16 protein-coding genes and 1 tRNA gene are annotated in these 18,667 nt (G+C 71.2%); 9 read left to right on the top strand and 8 right to left on the bottom strand.

Going from position 1 to position 18,667, the window contains the following annotated elements:
- Positions 1-7 precede the first annotated feature (7 nt).
- The 5 genes from ACIBAI_RS13005 (at position 8) to pknB (ending at position 7,916) form a co-directional block, all read left to right on the top strand.
- Positions 8-517 carry an FHA domain-containing protein gene (locus ACIBAI_RS13005; RefSeq protein WP_399033632.1) on the top strand — a complete coding sequence of 170 codons (510 nt, stop codon included), beginning with the start codon at positions 8-10 and terminating at the stop codon, positions 515-517.
- Positions 518-649: 132 nt separating this feature from the next.
- Positions 650-2,200 carry a Stp1/IreP family PP2C-type Ser/Thr phosphatase gene (locus ACIBAI_RS13000; RefSeq protein WP_399033631.1) on the top strand — a complete coding sequence of 517 codons (1,551 nt, stop codon included), beginning with the start codon at positions 650-652 and terminating at the stop codon, positions 2,198-2,200.
- A gap of 28 nt (positions 2,201-2,228) precedes the next feature.
- Positions 2,229-3,665 carry an FtsW/RodA/SpoVE family cell cycle protein gene (locus tag ACIBAI_RS12995; protein ID WP_399033630.1) on the top strand — a complete coding sequence of 479 codons (1,437 nt, stop codon included), beginning with the start codon at positions 2,229-2,231 and terminating at the stop codon, positions 3,663-3,665.
- Positions 3,662-5,140, top strand: coding sequence for a peptidoglycan D,D-transpeptidase FtsI family protein (locus ACIBAI_RS12990; RefSeq protein WP_399033629.1), 1,479 nt, complete (start codon positions 3,662-3,664; stop codon positions 5,138-5,140). Before ACIBAI_RS12995 ends, ACIBAI_RS12990 begins: the two co-directional genes overlap by 4 nt.
- Positions 5,141-5,888: 748 nt before the next feature.
- A complete protein-coding gene (pknB, locus tag ACIBAI_RS12985; protein ID WP_399033628.1) occupies positions 5,889-7,916 on the top strand; it encodes a Stk1 family PASTA domain-containing Ser/Thr kinase in 2,028 nt (675 codons plus the stop codon).
- Between the two features lie 398 nt (positions 7,917-8,314).
- Here the strand turns inward: pknB and ACIBAI_RS12980 are convergent, their stop codons facing one another.
- The 5 genes from ACIBAI_RS12980 to ACIBAI_RS12960 all read right to left on the bottom strand — a co-directional run bounded on the left by ACIBAI_RS12980 (position 8,315) and on the right by ACIBAI_RS12960 (position 12,090).
- The gene (locus ACIBAI_RS12980) at positions 8,315-9,076 is read right to left on the bottom strand and encodes a class E sortase (protein ID WP_399033626.1); all 762 of its coding nucleotides are present in this window, start codon (positions 9,074-9,076) and stop codon (positions 8,315-8,317) included.
- A gap of 13 nt (positions 9,077-9,089) precedes the next feature.
- Positions 9,090-10,220 (bottom strand): class E sortase, encoded by a 1,131-nt coding sequence (locus ACIBAI_RS12975; protein WP_399033624.1) that lies wholly within the window; start codon positions 10,218-10,220, stop codon positions 9,090-9,092.
- On the bottom strand, positions 10,217-10,855 hold the full coding sequence (locus ACIBAI_RS12970) for an aminodeoxychorismate/anthranilate synthase component II (protein WP_399033622.1): 639 nt from the start codon (positions 10,853-10,855) through the stop codon (positions 10,217-10,219). The genes ACIBAI_RS12975 and ACIBAI_RS12970 overlap by 4 nt, the downstream gene beginning before the upstream one ends.
- Positions 10,852-11,049, bottom strand: a complete 198-nt coding sequence (locus ACIBAI_RS12965) for a hypothetical protein (RefSeq protein ID WP_344600584.1) — start codon at positions 11,047-11,049, stop codon at positions 10,852-10,854. The genes ACIBAI_RS12970 and ACIBAI_RS12965 overlap by 4 nt, the downstream gene beginning before the upstream one ends.
- A 261-nt stretch (positions 11,050-11,310) precedes the next feature.
- Positions 11,311-12,090, bottom strand: coding sequence for a DUF881 domain-containing protein (locus ACIBAI_RS12960; protein ID WP_399033621.1), 780 nt, complete (start codon positions 12,088-12,090; stop codon positions 11,311-11,313).
- A 153-nt stretch (positions 12,091-12,243) separates the two neighbouring features.
- Between ACIBAI_RS12960 and crgA the strand changes: the two genes are divergently transcribed.
- A complete protein-coding gene (crgA, locus tag ACIBAI_RS12955) occupies positions 12,244-12,498 on the top strand; it encodes a cell division protein CrgA (RefSeq protein ID WP_344600588.1) in 255 nt (84 codons plus the stop codon).
- Positions 12,499-12,752: 254 nt separating this feature from the next.
- Here crgA and ACIBAI_RS12950 read toward each other — a convergent pair whose 3' ends face one another.
- Both ACIBAI_RS12950 and ACIBAI_RS12945 read right to left on the bottom strand, forming a co-directional pair.
- Complete coding sequence (locus ACIBAI_RS12950) at positions 12,753-13,640, bottom strand: rhomboid family intramembrane serine protease (protein ID WP_399033618.1); 888 nt, start codon at positions 13,638-13,640, stop codon at positions 12,753-12,755.
- Positions 13,641-13,746: 106 nt separating this feature from the next.
- Positions 13,747-14,280, bottom strand: a complete 534-nt coding sequence (locus tag ACIBAI_RS12945) for a peptidylprolyl isomerase (protein ID WP_399033616.1) — start codon at positions 14,278-14,280, stop codon at positions 13,747-13,749.
- Positions 14,281-14,654: 374 nt separating this feature from the next.
- Here ACIBAI_RS12945 and ACIBAI_RS12940 point away from each other — a divergent pair, with 374 nt between their 5' ends.
- On the top strand, positions 14,655-15,368 hold the full coding sequence (locus tag ACIBAI_RS12940; protein ID WP_399033614.1) for a DUF5324 family protein: 714 nt from the start codon (positions 14,655-14,657) through the stop codon (positions 15,366-15,368).
- 555 nt (positions 15,369-15,923) lie between these two features.
- Here the strand turns inward: ACIBAI_RS12940 and ACIBAI_RS12935 are convergent.
- Positions 15,924-15,996 (bottom strand) — tRNA-Ala (locus ACIBAI_RS12935).
- 182 nt (positions 15,997-16,178) lie between these two features.
- Between ACIBAI_RS12935 and ACIBAI_RS12930 the strand changes: the two genes are divergently transcribed.
- Both ACIBAI_RS12930 and ACIBAI_RS12925 read left to right on the top strand, forming a co-directional pair.
- Positions 16,179-16,727: a DNA-binding protein gene (locus tag ACIBAI_RS12930; protein WP_344600595.1), complete on the top strand. Its 549-nt coding sequence runs from the start codon at positions 16,179-16,181 to the stop codon at positions 16,725-16,727.
- Between the two features lie 203 nt (positions 16,728-16,930).
- The gene (locus ACIBAI_RS12925) at positions 16,931-18,637 is read left to right on the top strand and encodes a protein kinase (protein ID WP_399033612.1); all 1,707 of its coding nucleotides are present in this window, start codon (positions 16,931-16,933) and stop codon (positions 18,635-18,637) included.
- Positions 18,638-18,667 lie beyond the last annotated feature (30 nt).

Below are 18,667 nucleotides of genomic sequence, written 5' to 3'. Positions count from 1 at the left end.
GGGGGCAATGTCAGAGCTGACCCTCACGGTCATGCGGCTGGGTTTTCTGGCCGTTCTGTGGCTGTTCGTGATCGTGGCCGTGCAGGTCATCCGCACCGATCTGTTCGGTACGCGCGTCACCCAGCGCGGGTCGCGGCGTGACGCGGGCCGCGCATCGCAGGCCGCGCGCCATGCGCCGCCGCAGCAGCGCCAGCAGCCCGCGGGCGGCCGCGCGCGCCGCAACGCCCCCACCAAGCTGGTCGTGACCGAGGGCACCCTCACCGGCACCACCGTCGCGCTGCAGGGCCAGACCATCACGCTGGGCCGGGCGCACGACTCGACGATCGTGCTGGACGACGACTACGCCTCCAGCCGCCATGCCAGGATCTACCCGGACCGCGACGGCCAGTGGATCGTGGAGGACCTGGGCTCCACCAACGGCACCTACCTGGACCGGACCCGGCTGACGACCCCCACACCGATTCCGCTGGGCGCGCCGATCCGCATCGGCAAGACCGTCATCGAGCTGCGGAAGTAGTACGACAATGAGCGAGCGGAGCGAGCACGCAGTGGCGGTCCCCACCCCGGGCCCCGGCGCGCTCCCGACCGGAGGGTGGGCAGTGTGGCTCGACACGACCGGCTGTACCCGGAGCCGACAGGCGAGGTGCGCATGAGTCTGTCACTGCGCTTCGCCGCCGGATCGCACAAGGGCATGATCCGGGAGGGCAACGAGGACTCCGGTTACGCCGGCCCGCGCCTGCTCGCCATCGCGGACGGCATGGGCGGCCAGGCGGCCGGCGAGGTCGCCTCCTCCGAGGTGATCTCCACCATCGTCGCGCTCGACGACGACGTGCCCGGCTCCGACCTGCTCACCTCGCTCGGCACGGCCGTGCGGCGCGCCAACGACCAGCTGCGCCAGATGGTCGAGGACGACCCCAGCCTGGAGGGCATGGGGACCACGCTGACCGCGCTGCTGTGGACCGGCCAGCGGCTCGGCCTGGTCCACGTCGGCGACTCGCGGGCGTACCTGCTGCGGGACGGCGTGCTGACGCAGATCACGCAGGACCACACCTGGGTGCAGCGCCTCGTCGACGAAGGGCGGATCACCGAGGAGGAGGCCAACACGCACCCGCAGCGGTCCCTGCTGATGCGTGCGCTGGGCAGCGGCGACCACGTCGAGCCCGACCTGTCCATCCGCGAGGTCCGGGCCGGCGACCGCTACCTCATCTGCTCCGACGGGCTGAGCGGGGTGGTCTCCCACCAGACGCTGGAGGACACCCTCGCCAGCTACCAGGGCCCCGAGGAGACCGTGCAGGAGCTGATCCAGCTCGCGCTGCGCGGCGGCGGCCCCGACAACATCACCGTGATCGTCGCGGACGTCCTCGACCTGGACACCGGCGACACCCTCGCGGGGCAGCTGTCCGACGCCCCGGTCGTGGTCGGCGCGGTCGCCGAGAACCAGAGCCAGCTGAACGACAACGGCTACCTGCAGACGCCCGCCGGCCGCGCCGCCGGCCTGGGCCGTCGGGGATCCGGACGGGGCGGCGAGTTCGGCCCGCCCGGCAGCGGCGACACCACCGGCTACATCCCGGCGGCCGGCCTCGGCTACGGCGACGACGACTTCACCAAGCCCGGCAAGGGCCGCAAGTGGCTGAAGAGGTCCCTCTACGGCGGCCTCGCCCTCGCCGTCATCGGCGGCGGCCTGTACAGCGGCTGGCGCTGGACGCAGACCCAGTACTACGTCGGCGCCAAAGGCGAGCACGTCGCGCTGTACCGGGGCATCAGCCAGGACCTGGCCTGGGTGAAACTGTCGCAGGTCGAGCGGGACCACCCCGAGATCGAACTCAAGTACCTCCCGCCCTACCAGCAGAAACTGGTCAAGGCGACCATCGCCGAGGGCGGTCTGAAGAACGCCCAGGCGAAGATCGAGGAACTGTCGGTGCAGGCCTCCGCGTGCAAGAAGGAGGCGCAGCGGCGCGCCGCGCAGAGCGAGAGGAACGCCGAGACGGGCCAGGGCGAGGCCGGAGGCACCACGGGAACCACACCCGCCTCCTTCACGTCCAAGGCCACGCCGACGCCGACCCCGCCGGGCGGTGCCCCGTCCGGTTCGGCGTCGGCCGCCCCGAACCCGAACCCGTCCACGACCGCACCTACTCCCAGCCCCGGCCCCAGCCTCTCGGAGGAGGAGCAGAAGGTCGTCTCGCTGTGCGGTAAGCAGTAGGCAAGCCGTGAGAGGCCCCCGTCACACGATGAGCAGTACTACGAACTCGCCGACGCACCACACGTCCACGATCGGCGCCATCGGAGCGCCCAGCCGGCGCAACACCGAGCTCGCACTGCTGGTGTTCGCCGTCGTCATCCCGGTGTTCGCCTACGCCAACGTGGGCCTGGCCATCAACGGCGAGGTGCCCTCCGGGCTGCTGAGCTACGGCCTGGGCATCGGCCTGCTGGCCGGCGTCGGCCACCTCGTGGTCCGCAAGTTCGCGCCGTACGCGGACCCGCTGATGCTGCCGCTGGCCACGCTGCTGAACGGGCTCGGGCTCGTCGCCATCTGGCGGCTGGACCAGTCCAAGCTGCTCCAACAGATCGAGCAGGCGGGCACGGCCGCGCCCCGGCAACTGATGTACACGGCGATGGGAATCGCGCTGTTCATCGCCGTACTGATCTTCCTCAAGGATCACCGCGTCCTGCAGCGGTATACCTACATCTCCATGGTCGGTGCGCTGTTCCTGCTGCTGCTGCCGCTGGTGCCGGGCCTCGGCCGGAACATCTACGGCGCCAAGATCTGGATCCAGGTCGGCAGCTTTTCCATCCAGCCCGGCGAGTTCGCGAAGATCGTTCTGGCGATCTTCTTCGCGGGTTACCTGATGGTGAAGCGGGACGCACTCGCGCTCGCCAGCCGTCGCTTCATGGGCCTGTACCTGCCGCGCGGCCGCGACCTCGGCCCGATCCTCGTCGTCTGGGCGATCTCGATCCTCATCCTGATCTTCGAGACCGACCTGGGGACGTCGCTGCTGTTCTTCGGCATGTTCGTGATCATGCTGTACGTCGCCACCGAACGGACCAGCTGGATCGTCTTCGGCCTGCTGATGTCCGCGGCCGGCGCGGTCGGCGTGGCCAGCTTCGAGCCGCACGTCCAGCAGCGCGTCCAGGCCTGGCTCGACCCGATGAAGGAATACACGCTCAGCCGCGAGGGCGTGGCCGGCCACTCCGAGCAGGCCATGCAGGCGCTGTGGGCCTTCGGATCCGGCGGCACCCTGGGCACCGGCTGGGGCCAGGGCCACTCCGACCTGATCCGGTTCGCCGCCAACTCCGACTTCATCCTCGCCACCTTCGGCGAGGAGCTGGGCCTGGCGGGCGTCATGGCCCTGCTGCTGATCTACGCCCTGATCGTGGAGCGCGGCGTGCGCACCGCCCTCGCCGCCCGCGACCCGTTCGGCAAGCTGCTCGCCATCGGCCTGTCCGGCGCCTTCGCCCTCCAGGTCTTCGTGGTCGCCGGCGGCGTCATGGGCCTGATCCCGCTGACCGGCATGACGATGCCGTTCCTGGCGTACGGCGGTTCCTCAGTGATCGCCAACTGGGCGCTGATCGGCGTGCTGCTGCGCATCAGCGACACCGCCCGCCGCCCGGCACCCGCTCCCGCCGCCAACCCCGATGCCGAGATGACTCAAGTGGTGCGCCCGTGAACAAACCCCTGCGTCGGATCGCGGTCTTCTGCGGCCTGCTGGTCCTCACCCTGCTGATCCGTGACAACTGGTTGCAGTACGTCAAGGCCGACAGTCTGAAGAACGACACGAACAACCGCCGGGTGGCCATCGAGCGGTACGCCACGCCGCGCGGCGACATCATCGTCGACGGCAAGGCCATCACCGGCCACGCCACCACCTCGGGCGACTTCAAGTACAAGCGCACCTACAAGGACGGCGCCATGTGGGCGCCGGTCACCGGCTTCGTCTCGCAGGCCTACGGTGCCAACCAGCTGGAGTCCATCGAGGACGGCATCCTCACCGGCAACGACGACCGGCTCTTCTTCCGCAACACGCTCGACATGATCACGGGCAAGAAGAAGGAGGGCGGCAACGTCGTCACCACCCTGGACGCCGCCGCGCAGAAGGCCGCGTACGAGGGTCTGGAGGCGCAGGGCGGCAAGGGCGCCGTCGCCGCCATCGAGCCGTCCACCGGCAAGATCCTGGCGCTGGCGTCCTACCCGTCGTACGACCCCTCGACGATCGCCGGGGGCAGCGAGTCGGACGAGAACGCCTGGAAGAAGCTCCAGAAGGAGAACAACCCGGACGACCCGATGCTGAACCGGGCGCTGCGCGAGGTCTACCCGCCCGGCTCCACCTTCAAGGTGGTCACCGCGGCGGCGGCCCTGGAGCACGGGAAGTACACGAGCGCGGACGAGAAGACCGAGACCCCGCTGCCGTGGATCATGCCGGGCACCACGACCCCGCTGCGGAACGAGGGCAACATCCCCTGCGAGAACGCCACCCTGCGGGTCGCCCTCCAGTACTCCTGCAACACCGTCTTCGGCAAGATCGGTTCCGACCTCGGCAACGACAAGATGCTGGAGACGGCCAAGAAGTTCGGCTTCACCGAGGAACAGTTCATCCCGGTGCGCACCACCGCCTCCGTCTTCTCCGACGACATGAACCAGTCGCAGACCGCGCTGTCCTCGATCGGCCAGTTCAACACCGCGGCCACCCCGCTGCAGATGGCCATGGTCGCCTCGGCCGTCGCCAACAACGGCACGCTGATGAAGCCGTACATGGTCGACGAGCTGCAGGCCCCGAGCCTCGACACCATCGAGAAGACCGAGCCGGAGGAGCTGAGCCGGCCGCTGTCGGCGGAGAACGCCCAGATCCTGCAGTCGATGATGGAGACGGTCGTCGAGGAGGGCACGGGCAAGAACGCGCGGATCCCCGGCGTCACCGTGGGCGGCAAGACGGGTACCGCCCAGCACGGCGTCGACAACAGCGAGAACCCCTACGCCTGGTTCATCTCGTACGCCAAGAGCGGTGACGGCAGCTCGCCGGTGGCCGTGGCCGTCGTGGTCGAGGACGAGAACGCCAACCGTGACGACATCTCCGGCGGCGGCCTCGCGGCGCCGATCGCGAAGGCCGTGATGGAGGCCGTGGTGAAGGGCAAGTCGGGGTCGTGAAGCCCCCGGGGAGGCGGCCGCGGCTCCCGAGCGGGAAGGCGTAAAGGCCCGCTCCCGCCGGCCCGGACGTATTAGTTTTTCACCGTTCATGCCAACGGGGAGGAAAACAAACAAACTGCGCCCGGGTGCGTCTGCCGCGGCGATGACGATGTCGGCTCCGGTGTACGAAAACACCGGGCCGGGTCGTCCGGACGCCGGACGACCCGGCCCGGGAAACCCGGACCACCGCCGCGAATACGCGGCCCCGGCCTCTTCGGGACCTCCGCGGGCCGACGCGTCCGGTGGGGCGGCGGCCCGGCCCGCCCGGGCGAGCGACCGGAGGCACCGCGGCCGGCCGTCCTCCGCCCGCCCTGTTACCCGCCGCACAGCAGGGCGCGATCGGCTTTCCGGCCGCGCAGGTTTTCCGGCCACACGGGCGGAATTCATCACACTCCGCGCGGTAAGCCGACTCACAAAACCTTTTCAACGCCGATTCTGGAATCGGCCGGTTTCTGCCGGTTTTCCCCTTCTGTTGCCCTGGGATTCCGCAACTGATTCACTACCGCACGCTACAATTAGAGACCCTAAGTGATCGATAACCGCGGGGTCGCCCGGCGCTTCCGGTCTAAAGCGCGATACCGGTCCGATATCAGGTTTCGGCGCGGTGCGGAACAGGGTGGGCGCGCCCGGTAGCGTAGGCCCGGACAGCACACCGCCGGACCACACGAGGGTGCGGTCGGGACCGACGGAGAGGGCTGGTAGGTAGCTTATGGAAGAGCCGCGTCGCCTCGGCGGCCGGTACGAACTGGGCCAGGTGCTCGGTCGTGGTGGCATGGCGGAGGTCTACCTCGCGCATGACACCCGTCTCGGCCGCACCGTGGCGGTGAAGACGCTGCGCGCGGACCTGGCGCGCGACCCGTCCTTCCAGGCCCGGTTCCGCCGGGAGGCCCAGTCGGCCGCCTCGCTCAACCATCCCGCGATCGTCGCGGTCTACGACACGGGCGAGGACTACATCGACGGGGTCTCCATCCCGTACATCGTCATGGAGTACGTCGACGGCTCCACGCTGCGCGAGCTGCTGCACAGCGGCCGCAAGCTGCTGCCCGAGCGGGCCATGGAGATGACCATCGGCATCCTCCAGGGCCTGGAGTACGCCCACCGCAACGGCATCGTGCACCGCGACATCAAGCCGGCCAACGTCATGCTGACGCGCAACGGCCAGGTCAAGGTGATGGACTTCGGCATCGCCCGCGCGATGGGCGACGCCGGCATGACGATGACGCAGACGGCGGCCGTCATCGGCACCGCCCAGTACCTCTCCCCGGAGCAGGCCAAGGGCGAGCAGGTCGACGCCCGTTCCGACCTGTACTCGACCGGCTGCCTGCTGTACGAGCTGCTGACCGTCCGCCCGCCCTTCGTCGGCGACTCCCCGGTCGCGGTCGCCTACCAGCATGTGCGGGAGGAGCCGCAGCCGCCGAGCGTCTTCGACCCCGAGATCACGCCCGAGATGGACGCGATCGTGATGAAGGCGCTGGTCAAGGACCCCGACTACCGCTACCAGTCGGCCGACGAGATGCGCGCCGACATCGAGGCCTGCCTCGACGGCCAGCCGGTCGCGGCCACCGCCGCGATGGGCTCGGTGGGCTACGGCGGCTACCCCGACGACCAGCCGACGACGGCCCTGCGCTCCGACGCCGGAGCCGGCGCCACGACGATGCTGCCGCCGATGAACCCGGACGACGGCGGCTACGGCTACGACGACCGGCCCGACCGGCGCCGCCAGAAGAAGTCCAGCACGTCCACGGTCCTGCTGGTCGTGGCGGGCGTCCTCGTCCTGGTCGGCGCCATCCTGATCGGCCGGTGGGCGTCCAGCGGCAACGGCGGTGTGGGCAACGACATGGTCCCCGTGCCGAACTTCGTCGGCGAGACGCGGGAGAACGCCGAGAAGCAGGCCGCCAACTCGGACCTGCAGCTGTCGTTCACGCAGAAGGAGTGCGAGGACCAGCCCAAGGGCAGGATCTGCGACCAGGACGTCCAGCCCCGGACCGAGGTCGAGAAGAACAGCACGATCAAGCTGGTGGTCTCCACCGGCGCGCCGAAGGTGGCGGTGCCGAGCGTGATCGGACTGAGCCTCGACGAGGCCAGGTCCAAGCTGGAGGGCGACGACTACCAGTTCACGGTCAAGACGCAGACCCGCGAGTCCTCCGAGGAGCCGAACACCGTCCTCGACCAGGACCCGATCAAGGGCGAGGAGGTGCAGAAGGGGTCGACGATCACGCTGACGGTCGCGAAGGAGAAGCAGCAGTCGACCGTTCCGGACGTCCTCGGCCAGAGCTGCGACGCGGCCAAGGCGCAGATGACGGCCAACGGCCTGGTCGGTGAGTGCACCGAGGTCGACACCACCGACGCCAACCAGGACGGCAAGGTCGTCCAGACCGTCCCGTCGGCGAGCACGCAGGTCGACCCCGGCTCCAAGGTGACCATCCAGATCGGCAAGGCCGTGGAGAAGCAGAAGGCCAAGGTGCCGGACGTGCGCGGAAGGACGGTGGCGCAGGCCAAGCAGATCCTGCAGGCGGCCGGCTTCACCAACATCCAGTTCGCCGGCGGCAGCGACCAGGGCGACACCGCGATCGTCACCGGTCAGGACCCGAAGGGCGACCAGGAGGTCGACGACCCGGCCGGCACGGCGGTCACCCTGACGACCGTGGGCTTCGGCGGCAACAACGGGAACAACGGAAACAACGGGAACAACGGCGGGAACAACAACGGCGGCTTCTTCGGCGGCCTCACCGGCTGACCGCCGTACGCGATCCGGTTGCGCCCCGGCGGGATCCACCGCCGGGGCGCACTGCTGTGCGGATCGCCACGGCATGGAACTCCGGGCCCCGCGGCGGTCGCGCCCCGCCGGCCGCGGCGTCCCGTACCGCCACCCGCGGCGCCGAGCGCGCCGGTACGGCGGCAGGCGCATCGGTACGGCGGCAGGCACACCGGTACGGGGACAGGCCGCGCCGACGTGTCCGGCACCGGCCTCCGCGGCCGGGGCACACCAGCCGGGCCGGGGGTGAGGGGACGGGTCCCCCCGCGCCCACCGGGCCGCCGGCCGTCTCTCCGGGCCGTGGCCGTCGCGGTGCGGCTCCGCCGGAGCGAGCGGCCGGGGGAGCCGTTCACCGGCGCCGGGGATTCACGGCTTGGCCGTCAGCGCAGTTCCTCCGGCGGGGTCCGGTCGCTGTCCACCTTCTCCACGCGGTCCAGTTCGCCCCAGACGATGTAGCGGTAGCGGCTGGTGTAGAGCGGCGTGCAGGTCGTCAGGGTGATGTACTTCCCGGCCTTCTTCCGGCCGGACTCCTTCGGGACCGGGGCGAGGACCTCGACGTTGAACTTCGAGGTCTCCGGGAGGATGGCGTAGACCTTGTAGACGTACCACTTGTCCTTCGTCTCGAAGACGATCGGGTCGCCCTTCTCGATCTTGTCGATGTTGTGGAACTTCGCGCCGTGGCCGTCCCGGTGGGCGGCCAGCGAGAAGTTGCCGTTCTTCCCCGAGGTCGGCAGCGTCGCCTTGACGGGGTCGGTGTAGTAGCCGGCCACCCCGTCGTTGAGCACCTTCATCGAGGTGCCCTTCTCGACCAGGATCTCGTCCTTGGCCATCGCGGGCACGTGCAGGAAGCCGATGCCGTTCTTGCTGTCGAAGGAGGCGGGGCGCCCGTCGTCGGACTCGTGGGTCCAGTGGTCGCGGACCTTGTCGGCCTGCTCGTCCGCCGCGCGGTCGGCGACGACGTTCGTCCACCACAGCGAGTAGACGACGAACAGGCCGAGGACCAGGCCCGCGGTGATGAGGAGTTCGCCGAAGACGCCGACGGCCGCGGCGACCGGGCCGGCGCCGCGGCGGCGTGCCCCGGCCGGCGGTGACCCGGGCGCGCCGGTGTGCTCTTCGTGGTCCGTTTCGGTGGTCGCTGCCACTGGTCTTCCGCCCTTAACTGACGAGCGCATCCGGCTTGCCCTTGCTGCGCGGCCGTTCCTCGACCATCTTGCCCCAGACGATCAACCGGTATTTGCTGGTGAACTCCGGCGTGCACGTCGTCAGCGTGATGTAGCGGCCGGGTGCGGTGAAGCCCGATCCCTTCGGGACCGGGTCGAGAACGCTGATGTTGCTCGGTGACGTCACCGGCAGCATCGAGGCCATCTTGTAGACGAAGTACTTGTTCTGCGTCTCGACGACGATCGCGTCGCCGGGCTGTAGACGGTTGATGTACCGGAACGGCTCGCCATGGGTGTTGCGGTGGCCCGCGAGCCCGAAGTTGCCCGTCTCGGCGTCCGGCATCGCCGTCTTCAGCGCGCCGTCGGCGTAGTGGCCGACCATCCCCCGGTCGAGCACCTTCTCGTTGCTGGTGCCCTCCGCGATCGGCACCACCACGTCCAGCTTCGGGATGTGCAGGAGGGCGAAGCCCTGCCCCGGTTCGAAGGCGCCCGGGTTGCGCCTGCCGCTCTCCCAGTCGTCCTGGAGGCTGCTGGCCGCCTTGTCCGCCTGCGCGTGCGCCCGGACGTTCGTCCACCACAGCTGGTAGGTGACGAACAGCAGCATCAGCACACCGGTCGTGATGAACAGCTCGCCGATCACCCGGCTGGCGACGACGCCCGGGCCGGGCCTGCGCGCCCGCGCCTGCCGGCGGGCCTCCACGCGGGAGAGCGGCGCCTGGGGCCGCCGCGGGCTCTCCTCCCGCCGGGCGGCGCCGCCACGGCGCCCGTGCCGCCGTCTGGCGGCCTTTCTGCGGGCCGCGCGACCGCCCGGCACCGCCGGGGCCGCGGAAGCCGCCGACGGGGCGGCGGGCCCCGTCTCGCGCACGGGCGTCGGGCCGGGGACCCGCAGCGCCACCGTCTCGTCGTCGCCGGGCGGCACGTACGGCTGCTCGTACGCGGCCCCGGCGGGCGCCTGCTGCGTGTACCAGTCCCCGAGCGCGCCGGGCCCCTCGTACGGCTGCTGCCCGTACGAGGTCCCCTGCCGGTCCGCACCGCCCGCGGCGGAGGCCGGGGCGCCGGTGAAGGGCTCCCCGCCGGCCCCTCCGTAGGAGGCGCCGGACTCGCGCTCGGGGCGCAGCGCGGTCACGCCGTGGCCCTGCCCACCACCGGGGCGAGCCCCGCCGACCTCGCCACCGCGTCCTGGTCGCCGCACTCCGTCAGCCAGTTGGCCAGCATCCGGTGCCCGTGCTCGGTCAGCACCGACTCCGGGTGGAACTGCACGCCTTCGACGGGGAGTCCGCGGTGGCGCAGGCCCATCACGATGCCGTCCGGGGTCCGCGCCGTGACCTCCAGCTCGGCCGGCACGGTCGCCGGCTCGGCGGCCAGGGAGTGGTAGCGGGTCGCGGTGAACGGCGAGGGCAGCCCGGTGAAGACGCCCCTGCCCGCGTGCTCGACCGGCGAGGTCTTGCCGTGCAGCAGCTCCGGCGCGCGGTCCACCACACCGCCGTACGCCACCTGGATCGACTGCATGCCCAGGCACACGCCGAAGACCGGTACGCCGGTCGACGCGCAGTGCCGCACCATGTCGACGCAGACGCCCGCCTCCTCGGGGGTGCCGGGGCCCGGCGACAGCAGCACGCCGTCGAACCCCTCCTGGGCGTGCGCCGTCGACACCTCGTCGTTGCGCAGCACCTCGCACTCGGCGCCCAGCTGGTACAGGTACTGCACCAGGTTGAAGACGAAGCTGTCGTAGTTGTCGACGACGAGAATCCGCGCACTCACTGGTTGTCCACCGTCACATCGTTGAAGGGAAGCAGCGGCTCGGCCCACGGGAAGACGTACTGGAACAGGACGTAGACCACGGCAACGATCAGCAGGAGTGAGATCAGCGCCTTCACCCATGCGTTCCCCGGCAGATGCCGCCAGATCCAGCCGTACATGCCGTCCCTTCCGTCGCACCACGGCACCAGACTCACGCCGTACGCCACCAGACTAGCGGCGGGGAGCCCCCGGTTTCCCGGTCTCCGGAAGCATCGGACGGCGCCCGGAACGCGGGTACCCCGTCCCGCGCGACGCAGGGTCGATCACCTCGGCGCCCGGCGGCACGGCCCCGCACGGGCTCCCGCCTCCGCCGATCCGGTACGTGGACGCTTCCGCGGGACGCCGGCGCCCGGGCGCCGGTTTGTTCCACGTGAAACCGGGCCGCGGGGCGCGCGGAGGCGGGACGGGGCGCGGTCTCACTCGACGGGGCGGGCGTAGTGCAGGTCCACCGCGCCCGAGTAGCCGGGGAGGGTCACCGTCCCCTTCTCCTCCACCTCCCAGCCGAGGCCGTAGACGTTGACGTACACCATGTAGTTCTGGATCGCCGGGGACGCGGCGAGCGCCTGCTTCAGCTCCTCCGGGTCGCCGACCGCCGTGATCTTGTACGGGGGTGAGTAGACGCGGCCCTGGAGGATCAGGGTGTTGCCCACGCAGCGCACCGCGCTGGTGGAGATCAGCCGCTGGTCCATGACCTTGATGCCCCGGGCGCCGCCCTGCCAGAGGGCGTTCACCACGGCCTGGAGGTCCTGCTGGTGGATCACCAGGTAGTCCGGCTGCGGCTCCGGGTAGCCGGGGAGCTTGGCGGTGGCGTCCGGCGGGGCGTCGTCGAGCGTCACCGTGATCGCCTCGCCCGTGAGCTTCTGGGTGCCGGCCCGCTTCTCCAGTTCCGCCAGCTTGTCGTCCTCCGCCGCGGTGCTGCCGTCGTCCCGCTCGGCGAGGGACTCGATGTCCTCGCGCAGGGCCGCGTTGGACTCGACCAGCTCGCCGTTCTCGCGGCTGCGCTCCTGGATGAGGTCGGACAGTCTGAGCAGGGAGGCGTCCGTGCGGATGTCGGTGCCCCTGGCGGTGTTGAAACTGGTGAAGAAAATGAGCCCGGCGAGGGCGAAGACGCCCGCGGTGAGCACGCGCACGGGCCGGAAACGGTGCCTGCGGGCGGGGCTGGAAACCGTCCCGGGGGAGTCGGCAGAATTGCTCAACGTACCCTTATCTCCTTCGGCGCCACGGAAGCACTACGCTAACGGACGCCCGGGGGAGCGCTCGGAGTCCCCGTGTACGTCCCTTGTACGCTGCCCCGAGCCCCGACCCAGTTCCCTGCGCGGCCACGCAGCGCATCGACAGGAGAGACCCTCGTGCCGAAGTCACGTATCCGCAAGAAGGCCGACTACACGCCGCCGCCGGCGAAGCAGGCGACCGCCATCAAGCTCGACAGCCGGGCCTGGGTCGCGCCCGTCATGCTGGCCATGTTCCTCATCGGTCTGGCGTGGATCGTCGTCTTCTACGTCACCGACGGCTCGCTGCCCATCGACAAGCTGGGCAACTGGAACATCGTGGTGGGATTCGGATTCATCGCCGCCGGATTCGGCGTCTCCACCCAGTGGAAGTGACGTCCGCCGCGCGGTGACCACGGCTCTGCCCAAGGCTATCCGCTGAGTTATCCACAGCCTTTTCCACATGGGGAAAAGGAAGACGATCTGTGGATAACTCATTGGACACACACGCCTGGCGGAACGAACCCGCATCCCCCGAAAACCCGTTCGCCCCCTGCCTGACCTGTGGAAACATCAGTCAGTGACAGGGGGCGCGGTCGTTCCCCCACGGTATGCACAAGATCCGGCACAGGCTGTGGACAACGTCACGCTCAGGTGAGCTGGAGCGTCCTCAACAGGGTGAGGACGACGACCACGGCAAGGACCAGCGCACAGGTGCCGTACTGGACGAGAGCGCGCCGCTCACGCGGGGCGTGCACCATGCCGTAGCCGATCACGACACCGGCGACGAGACCGCCTATGTGAGCCTGCCAGGCGATGTTGCTCCACCCGAAGGTGAAGATCAGGTTGATCACCAGCAGGGCGATCACCGGGCGCATGTCGTAGTTGAGCCGGCGCATCAGGACGGCCGTCGCGCCGAAGAGGCCGAAGATGGCGCCGGAGGCGCCGAGCGAGGCCGTGGTGGGCGCGGCCAGCAGATAGGTCAGGGCGCTGCCCGCCAGGCCCGAGACCAGGTACAGCGCCAGATAGCGGACGCGGCCGAGGGCCGCTTCGAGGGGACCGCCGAGCCACCAGAGGCTGAGCATGTTGAAGGCGATGTGCCAGACGGCCTCGTGCGTGAACACCGAGGTCACCAGGCGGTACCACTCCCCCTCGGCGACGCCTTCGGTGGGCCCGTACGGCGCCGGGGGCCACCCGCCGATCAGGACGAGGTGGTCCAGCAGGGACGGCCAGGCGTGCACGGCGACGAACACCGCCACGTTGATCCCGAGCAGGATCTTGGTCAGGAGGCGGGGATCGGCGGTGACGGTGCCGCCGGCGAGCGTGCGGGGCCGGGAGGCGCCCGGGGCGTGCCCGGTGCCGCCGCCGCTGCGGACGCAGTCGGGGCACTGGAAGCCGACGGAGGCGTCGACCATGCACTCGGGGCAGATCGGACGCTCGCACCGGGTGCAGCGGACGCCGGTCTCGCGGTCGGGGTGGCGGTAGCAGACGGGGAGGCTCCGGGCGTCCTGCGGGCTGCCGCCTGCTGCCTGGTCCATGGGATTCCCTAAGTCGTCGTGGTCAACGCGCAGTCGTCGTGGTCAACGCACCGCCCCGCCCGTCCATACGGACGAGCGGGGCGATTGGTTCCCACGGCTTCCGGTCTCAGCCCTCGCGGGTCTCGACGACGACCGTCTCGATGACGACGTCCTTGAGCGGCCGGTCGGTGCGCGGGTTGGTCTGGGTGGTGGCGATGGAGTCGACGACCTTCTGGCTGGCCGTGTCGACGACCTCGCCGAAGATCGTGTGCTTGCGGTTCAGCCACGTCGTCGGGGAGACGGTGATGAAGAACTGCGAGCCGTTGGTGCCCGGACCCGCGTTGGCCATGGCCAGCAGGTAGGGCTTGTCGAAGGAGAGCTCCGGGTGGAACTCGTCCTTGAACTGGTAGCCGGGGCCGCCGGTGCCGTTGCCCAGCGGGTCACCGCCCTGGATCATGAAGCCGCTGATCACCCGGTGGAAGACCGTGCCGTCGTAGAGCTTCGCCGTGGACTTCTGGCCCGTCGCGGGGTGGGTCCACTCGCGCTCGCCCTTGGCGAGCTCGACAAAGTTCCGGACCGTCTCGGGCGCGTGGTTCGGCAGGAGCCGGACCTCGATGTCGCCGTGGTTGGTCTTCAGGGTGGCGTAGAGCTGCTCAGCCACGATCTGCCTTCCGTTGTCTTCCTGTGCCTCCCCGATCCTCGCACGGACCGGGCCGTACGTCGCCCGGCGGCCGGTTTTCGGGCCGCCGTCGGCGCCTGCCGCCCGCCGGGTCCGGCCCGGGCACTCCCGCGTTCGGAAGCGCGCGGCGGCGATCCGTGGCATTGTCGATGAAACGATCCTTTTCCCCTGTTCATCCGCCGCTGATCCGCTGTCGGCCGTGATCGGCTCCGGATCGGCTCTCGACCGGGATGATTCCGGAATCGTCTCCTGTGCCCCGGATGCCCGCCCTCACATGCCTGGCGGTGCGTCGGCAGGCATGATCCGTAAAAGGGTGGAAAGTCGAATCACCGTACGCCACCGAGGAGGAGGAACCCGTGACCCGCATCGACAGCGTGCGCGCCGCCACCGGTTCGGCGAAGGAGAGCGTGCTGCACGCCGCGGAAGTGGTGGCGCCCTACGCCGACACGGCCAAGGACAGGGCCGCGCACTACGCGCACGAGGCACGCGTACGGCTGGCGCCCAAGGTGACGCAGGCCGCCGGGCAGGCCCGCGCCCAGTACGGCGTCCATGTGGCGCCGCGGCTGGAGCAGGCCCGTTCCCAGGCTCTCGCCCATGTGCCGCCGAAGATCGACTACGCCGCCCAGGAAGCGGCGCTCCGCACGCGCAAGGCCGCCCGGCAGGCAGCCGAGTACTCCCGGCCGAGGATCGAGCAGGCGGTGGCCGCGGCCGTCCCCGTCAAGGAGGAGGCCGCCGCGCGTGGCGCCGCCGCGCTGGCCGCGCTGCGCGGGCAGGTCTCGGCCAAGGAGATCGAGAAGCTGGTCCGCAAGCACCGGCGGCGGGCGAGGGCCGGCCGTGCCGTGAAGGCCCTGGCCGTGCTGGGCGTTGTCACGGGCGGTGTCTTCGCCGCCTGGAAGTGGTGGGACAAGCAGGCCAACCCGGACTGGCTGGTCGAGCCGCCCGCGTCGGCGGAGGTTCCCGAGTCCGGCCGGCTGGCCTCGGTCGACGGCAGCGGCCAGTCCGAACTCGACCCCGAGGTCCAGGCCAAGCAGGCCGACGAGGAGGCGGCCGACCGCGACGAGCGGGGCTGAACCGCCGGCGTCCACCGAAGCGAACCGGGCCGCGGGGGGGGGGACTTGCGGTCCCCCGCCCCGCGGTGGCGTCCGGCGGGGACGTGCCGCCTGACGGCGTTTCACGGGACGCCGGGTCACGGTCCGTGTCCGGGGGAGACCCGCCTCGGCGGGCCGTGCCTCGGGGGCCGGGCGGTCTCCGGCGACCGCGTCCGCCCCCGCGGGGAGGACACCCCGCTGCTTCGCCGTACGCACTCCTCCAGCCGGGCGGCGGCCGCCCCCGCCCGGCGCTCGCCCCCTTCCGGCGGGCCGCACCGGGTACTCCCCGATGGCGAGAAGCGAGCCGTCCGCCGTTTCCGCTCACCGCTTCCGCCCCCTCCCGGGTCCGCCGCGAGCACCGTCGGACACCGCGGCACCAGGGGATTCACGGGAGAAAGGCGCCGCTCCGAAGTCCTGCCGCGCACCAGGGCCCCGGTGGGCGTCCGTCGGCGCCGCCTGCTGACACGCCGGCGCGCAGGACCGGGACGAAAAGACCCCTCTCACCGCGTTCCCGCAGGTCGGAGGGGTCTCACCGAGTGGAGCCTAGGGGAGTCGAACCCCTGACATCTGCCATGCAAAGACAGCGCTCTACCAACTGAGCTAAGGCCCCCGGAAGGGAGGCGTCCGGCCGGAGGAACCGCGACCGGCGGATGCCGCAGACCAGAGTACCGGGTCTCCCCCCGGATTCCGCAAAAGGATTGGGGGTCCCCGTGGCCGACCACGCTCCGTAAGATGCTCGGCGTGGTTCGCTACAGCGAACCGGGGTATCCGGGGAAGCGATGGGGAGACGCAATGGACGCCGCACAGCAGGAAGCCACCGCGAGAGCGCGGGAACTGCAGCGGAACTGGTACGGGGAGCCGTTGGGGGCGCTCTTCCGTAGGCTCATCGACGATCTTGGTCTCAACCAGGCTCGTCTCGCGGGGGTACTGGGACTGTCGGCGCCGATGCTGTCGCAGCTGATGAGCGGCCAGCGCGCGAAGATCGGCAATCCCGCGGTGGTCCAGCGGGTGCAGCTGCTGCAGGACCTGGCGGCGCAGGTCGCCGACGGCAGCGTCAGCGCCGCCGAGGCCACCGAGCGCATGGAGGAGATCAAGAAGTCGCAGGGGGGCTCGGTCCTCAGCAACACCACGCAGACGACGAGCAGTTCGGGCGCGCCCACGGTCAAGCGGGTGGTCCGGGAGATCCAGTCGCTGCTGCGCTCGGTGGCGGCCGCGGGCGACATCATCGACGCCGCGGACACCCTCGCCCCGACCCACCCCGAACTGGCAGAGTTCCTCCGGGTGTACGGCGCCGGCCGCACCTCCGACGCGGTCGCGCACTACCAGTCCCACCAGAACTGATCCCACGCCCCGGCGCCGAGGGGGTTCGGCAGCCGGGTCCGCGCCCGGACGTGACACGAGGGGGCCGTGTCGCCCGGCGGGAGAGGGCGTCGGAGGAAGTCCGCGCGGGAACCGCGCGGGGCGGGAGACGCGAGGGGGAGTCGTACCGCTCGTCGAGGGGGAGGCACCGGGGGGAACCGCAGGGGGAGGAGCGACGCAGAGCCATGGGTGAGGTCTTCGCCGGCCGGTACGAACTGGTCGACCCGATCGGACGCGGCGGGGTCGGCGCCGTCTGGCGCGCCTGGGACCACCGTCGCCGGCGCTATGTCGCCGCCAAGGTGCTCCAGCAGAGCGACGCGCACTCGCTGCTGCGCTTCGTCCGCGAACAGGCGCTGCGGATCGACCACCCCCATGTGCTCGCGCCCGCCAGCTGGGCCGCCGACGACGACAAGGTCCTGTTCACCATGGACCTGGTCGCCGGCGGTTCGCTGGTCCACCTGGTCGGGGACTACGGCCCGCTGCCACCGGCCTTCGTCTGCACCCTGCTCGACCAGCTCCTGGCCGGGCTGGCCGCGGTGCACGCGGAAGGCGTCGTGCACCGCGACATCAAGCCCGCCAACGTCCTGCTGGAAGCCACCGGCACCGGCCGGCCGCGGCTGCGGCTGTCGGACTTCGGCATCGCGATGCGGCTGGGCGAGCCGCGGCTGACCGAGACCAACCTCGTGGTGGGGACGCCCGGGTACATCGCGCCCGAGCAGATGATGGGCGCGGAACCCGACTTCCCCGCGGACCTCTTCGCCGTCGGACTGGTCGCGCTCTACCTGCTGGAGGGCGCCAAGCCGGACACCAAGGCACTCGTCCAGTACTTCGCCGAACACGGGACGCCGGGCGCGCCCCGCGGCGTCCCCGAGCCGCTGTGGCAGGTCGTGGCGACGCTGCTGCAGCCGGATCCCGCGGCGCGGTTCCGCACCGCGACGGGCGCGCGCAAGGCGCTCGCCGCCGCCGTCGAACTCCTGCCGGAGCCCGGCCCCGACGACGAACTGATCGAGATCTTCGACCAGCTCGGTCCCCTGCCCCCGGGCTTCGGACCCGACGGGCCGCTCAGGCCCGCGCCGGGCGTGGCCGTGGGGGGACCCGGGGCGGGAGGTTCCCGGGCGGGGAGCTCCCGGCCGGAGGGCCTTGAGGCGGAGGGCTCTCCCGCGAGCGGCGGCGGAGGGCCGTCCCGGGCCGAGGCCGAGGAGGGGAGCGGTCCCGCCCGGCAGGGCCGGGACGGCGGGGCCGGGGAATCCGGCGAGTCCGGTACGGTCGGGGAATCCGGCAGGGCCGGCGAATTCGGGGAATCCGGCGGAGCCGAGGGGTCCGCCGCCGGTGTCGTACCGGCCGACCCACGCCACGGCTTCGGTCCGCCGCACGGACCCGGCTCCCTCCCGGCACCGGACGCCGGCCCGTCCGGGCCCGTTCCCGTCCCGCCCCCCGGCATCCCGGAGCCGGCCTCCCCCGCCGGACCGTCCGCCATGTCGGACACCGGCAGCTTCCACCTGCCGCCCCCGCAGGCGACCGGCGCCGTCTTCCGCCCACCCGCCGTGCGGCCCCACCCGGCCCAGCCGCAACCACGCCCACAGCCACCGGCGCAGGCACAGCCGCACCCCCGGCCGTCCCCGGCCCCGGGCGTCTCCCCCGATGCCCACACCCAGGTGCTGTCCTCCCCCCGGCCGCACACACCGCCGCGCCCCGACCGGTCCCTCACCCCCGCGCCGCAGCACCGCGCCGACGCCTCCACCGCCTCGTACACCGCCCAGGCCCCGCAGGTTCCACGGCACCGCGCGGCGCGGCCCCGCCGCCCCGGCCCCCCGGCCAAGGTGGCGGTCCCGCTCCTCCTGCTGGCGCTGGCCTGCTACGCCGTGGGGTTCTGGGCCCTGACCCGCGTCTGACCCGCATCCGGTCCGTGCCCGAACCGCATC

The sequence above is a fragment of the Streptomyces sp. NPDC051041 genome (assembly GCF_044456065.1).
Taxonomy (GTDB): Bacteria; Actinomycetota; Actinomycetes; order Streptomycetales; family Streptomycetaceae; genus Streptomyces; species Streptomyces glaucus.
This window is presented reverse-complemented; position numbering and strand designations above follow the sequence as displayed.

What these genes read in the sequence shown, in the direction of transcription:
- ACIBAI_RS13005 (WP_399033632.1), top strand. Translation starts at nt 8, where the DNA reads ATGTCAGAGCTGACCCTCACGGTCATGCGGCTGGGTTTTCTGGCCGTT.
- ACIBAI_RS13000 (WP_399033631.1), top strand. Translation starts at nt 650, where the DNA reads ATGAGTCTGTCACTGCGCTTCGCCGCCGGATCGCACAAGGGCATGATC.
- ACIBAI_RS12995 (WP_399033630.1), top strand. Translation starts at nt 2,229, where the DNA reads ATGAGCAGTACTACGAACTCGCCGACGCACCACACGTCCACGATCGGC.
- pknB (WP_399033628.1), top strand. Translation starts at nt 5,889, where the DNA reads ATGGAAGAGCCGCGTCGCCTCGGCGGCCGGTACGAACTGGGCCAGGTG.
- ACIBAI_RS12950 (WP_399033618.1), bottom strand. Translation starts at nt 13,640, where the DNA reads ATGGACCAGGCAGCAGGCGGCAGCCCGCAGGACGCCCGGAGCCTCCCC.
- ACIBAI_RS12930 (WP_344600595.1), top strand. Translation starts at nt 16,179, where the DNA reads ATGGACGCCGCACAGCAGGAAGCCACCGCGAGAGCGCGGGAACTGCAG.
- ACIBAI_RS12925 (WP_399033612.1), top strand. Translation starts at nt 16,931, where the DNA reads ATGGGTGAGGTCTTCGCCGGCCGGTACGAACTGGTCGACCCGATCGGA.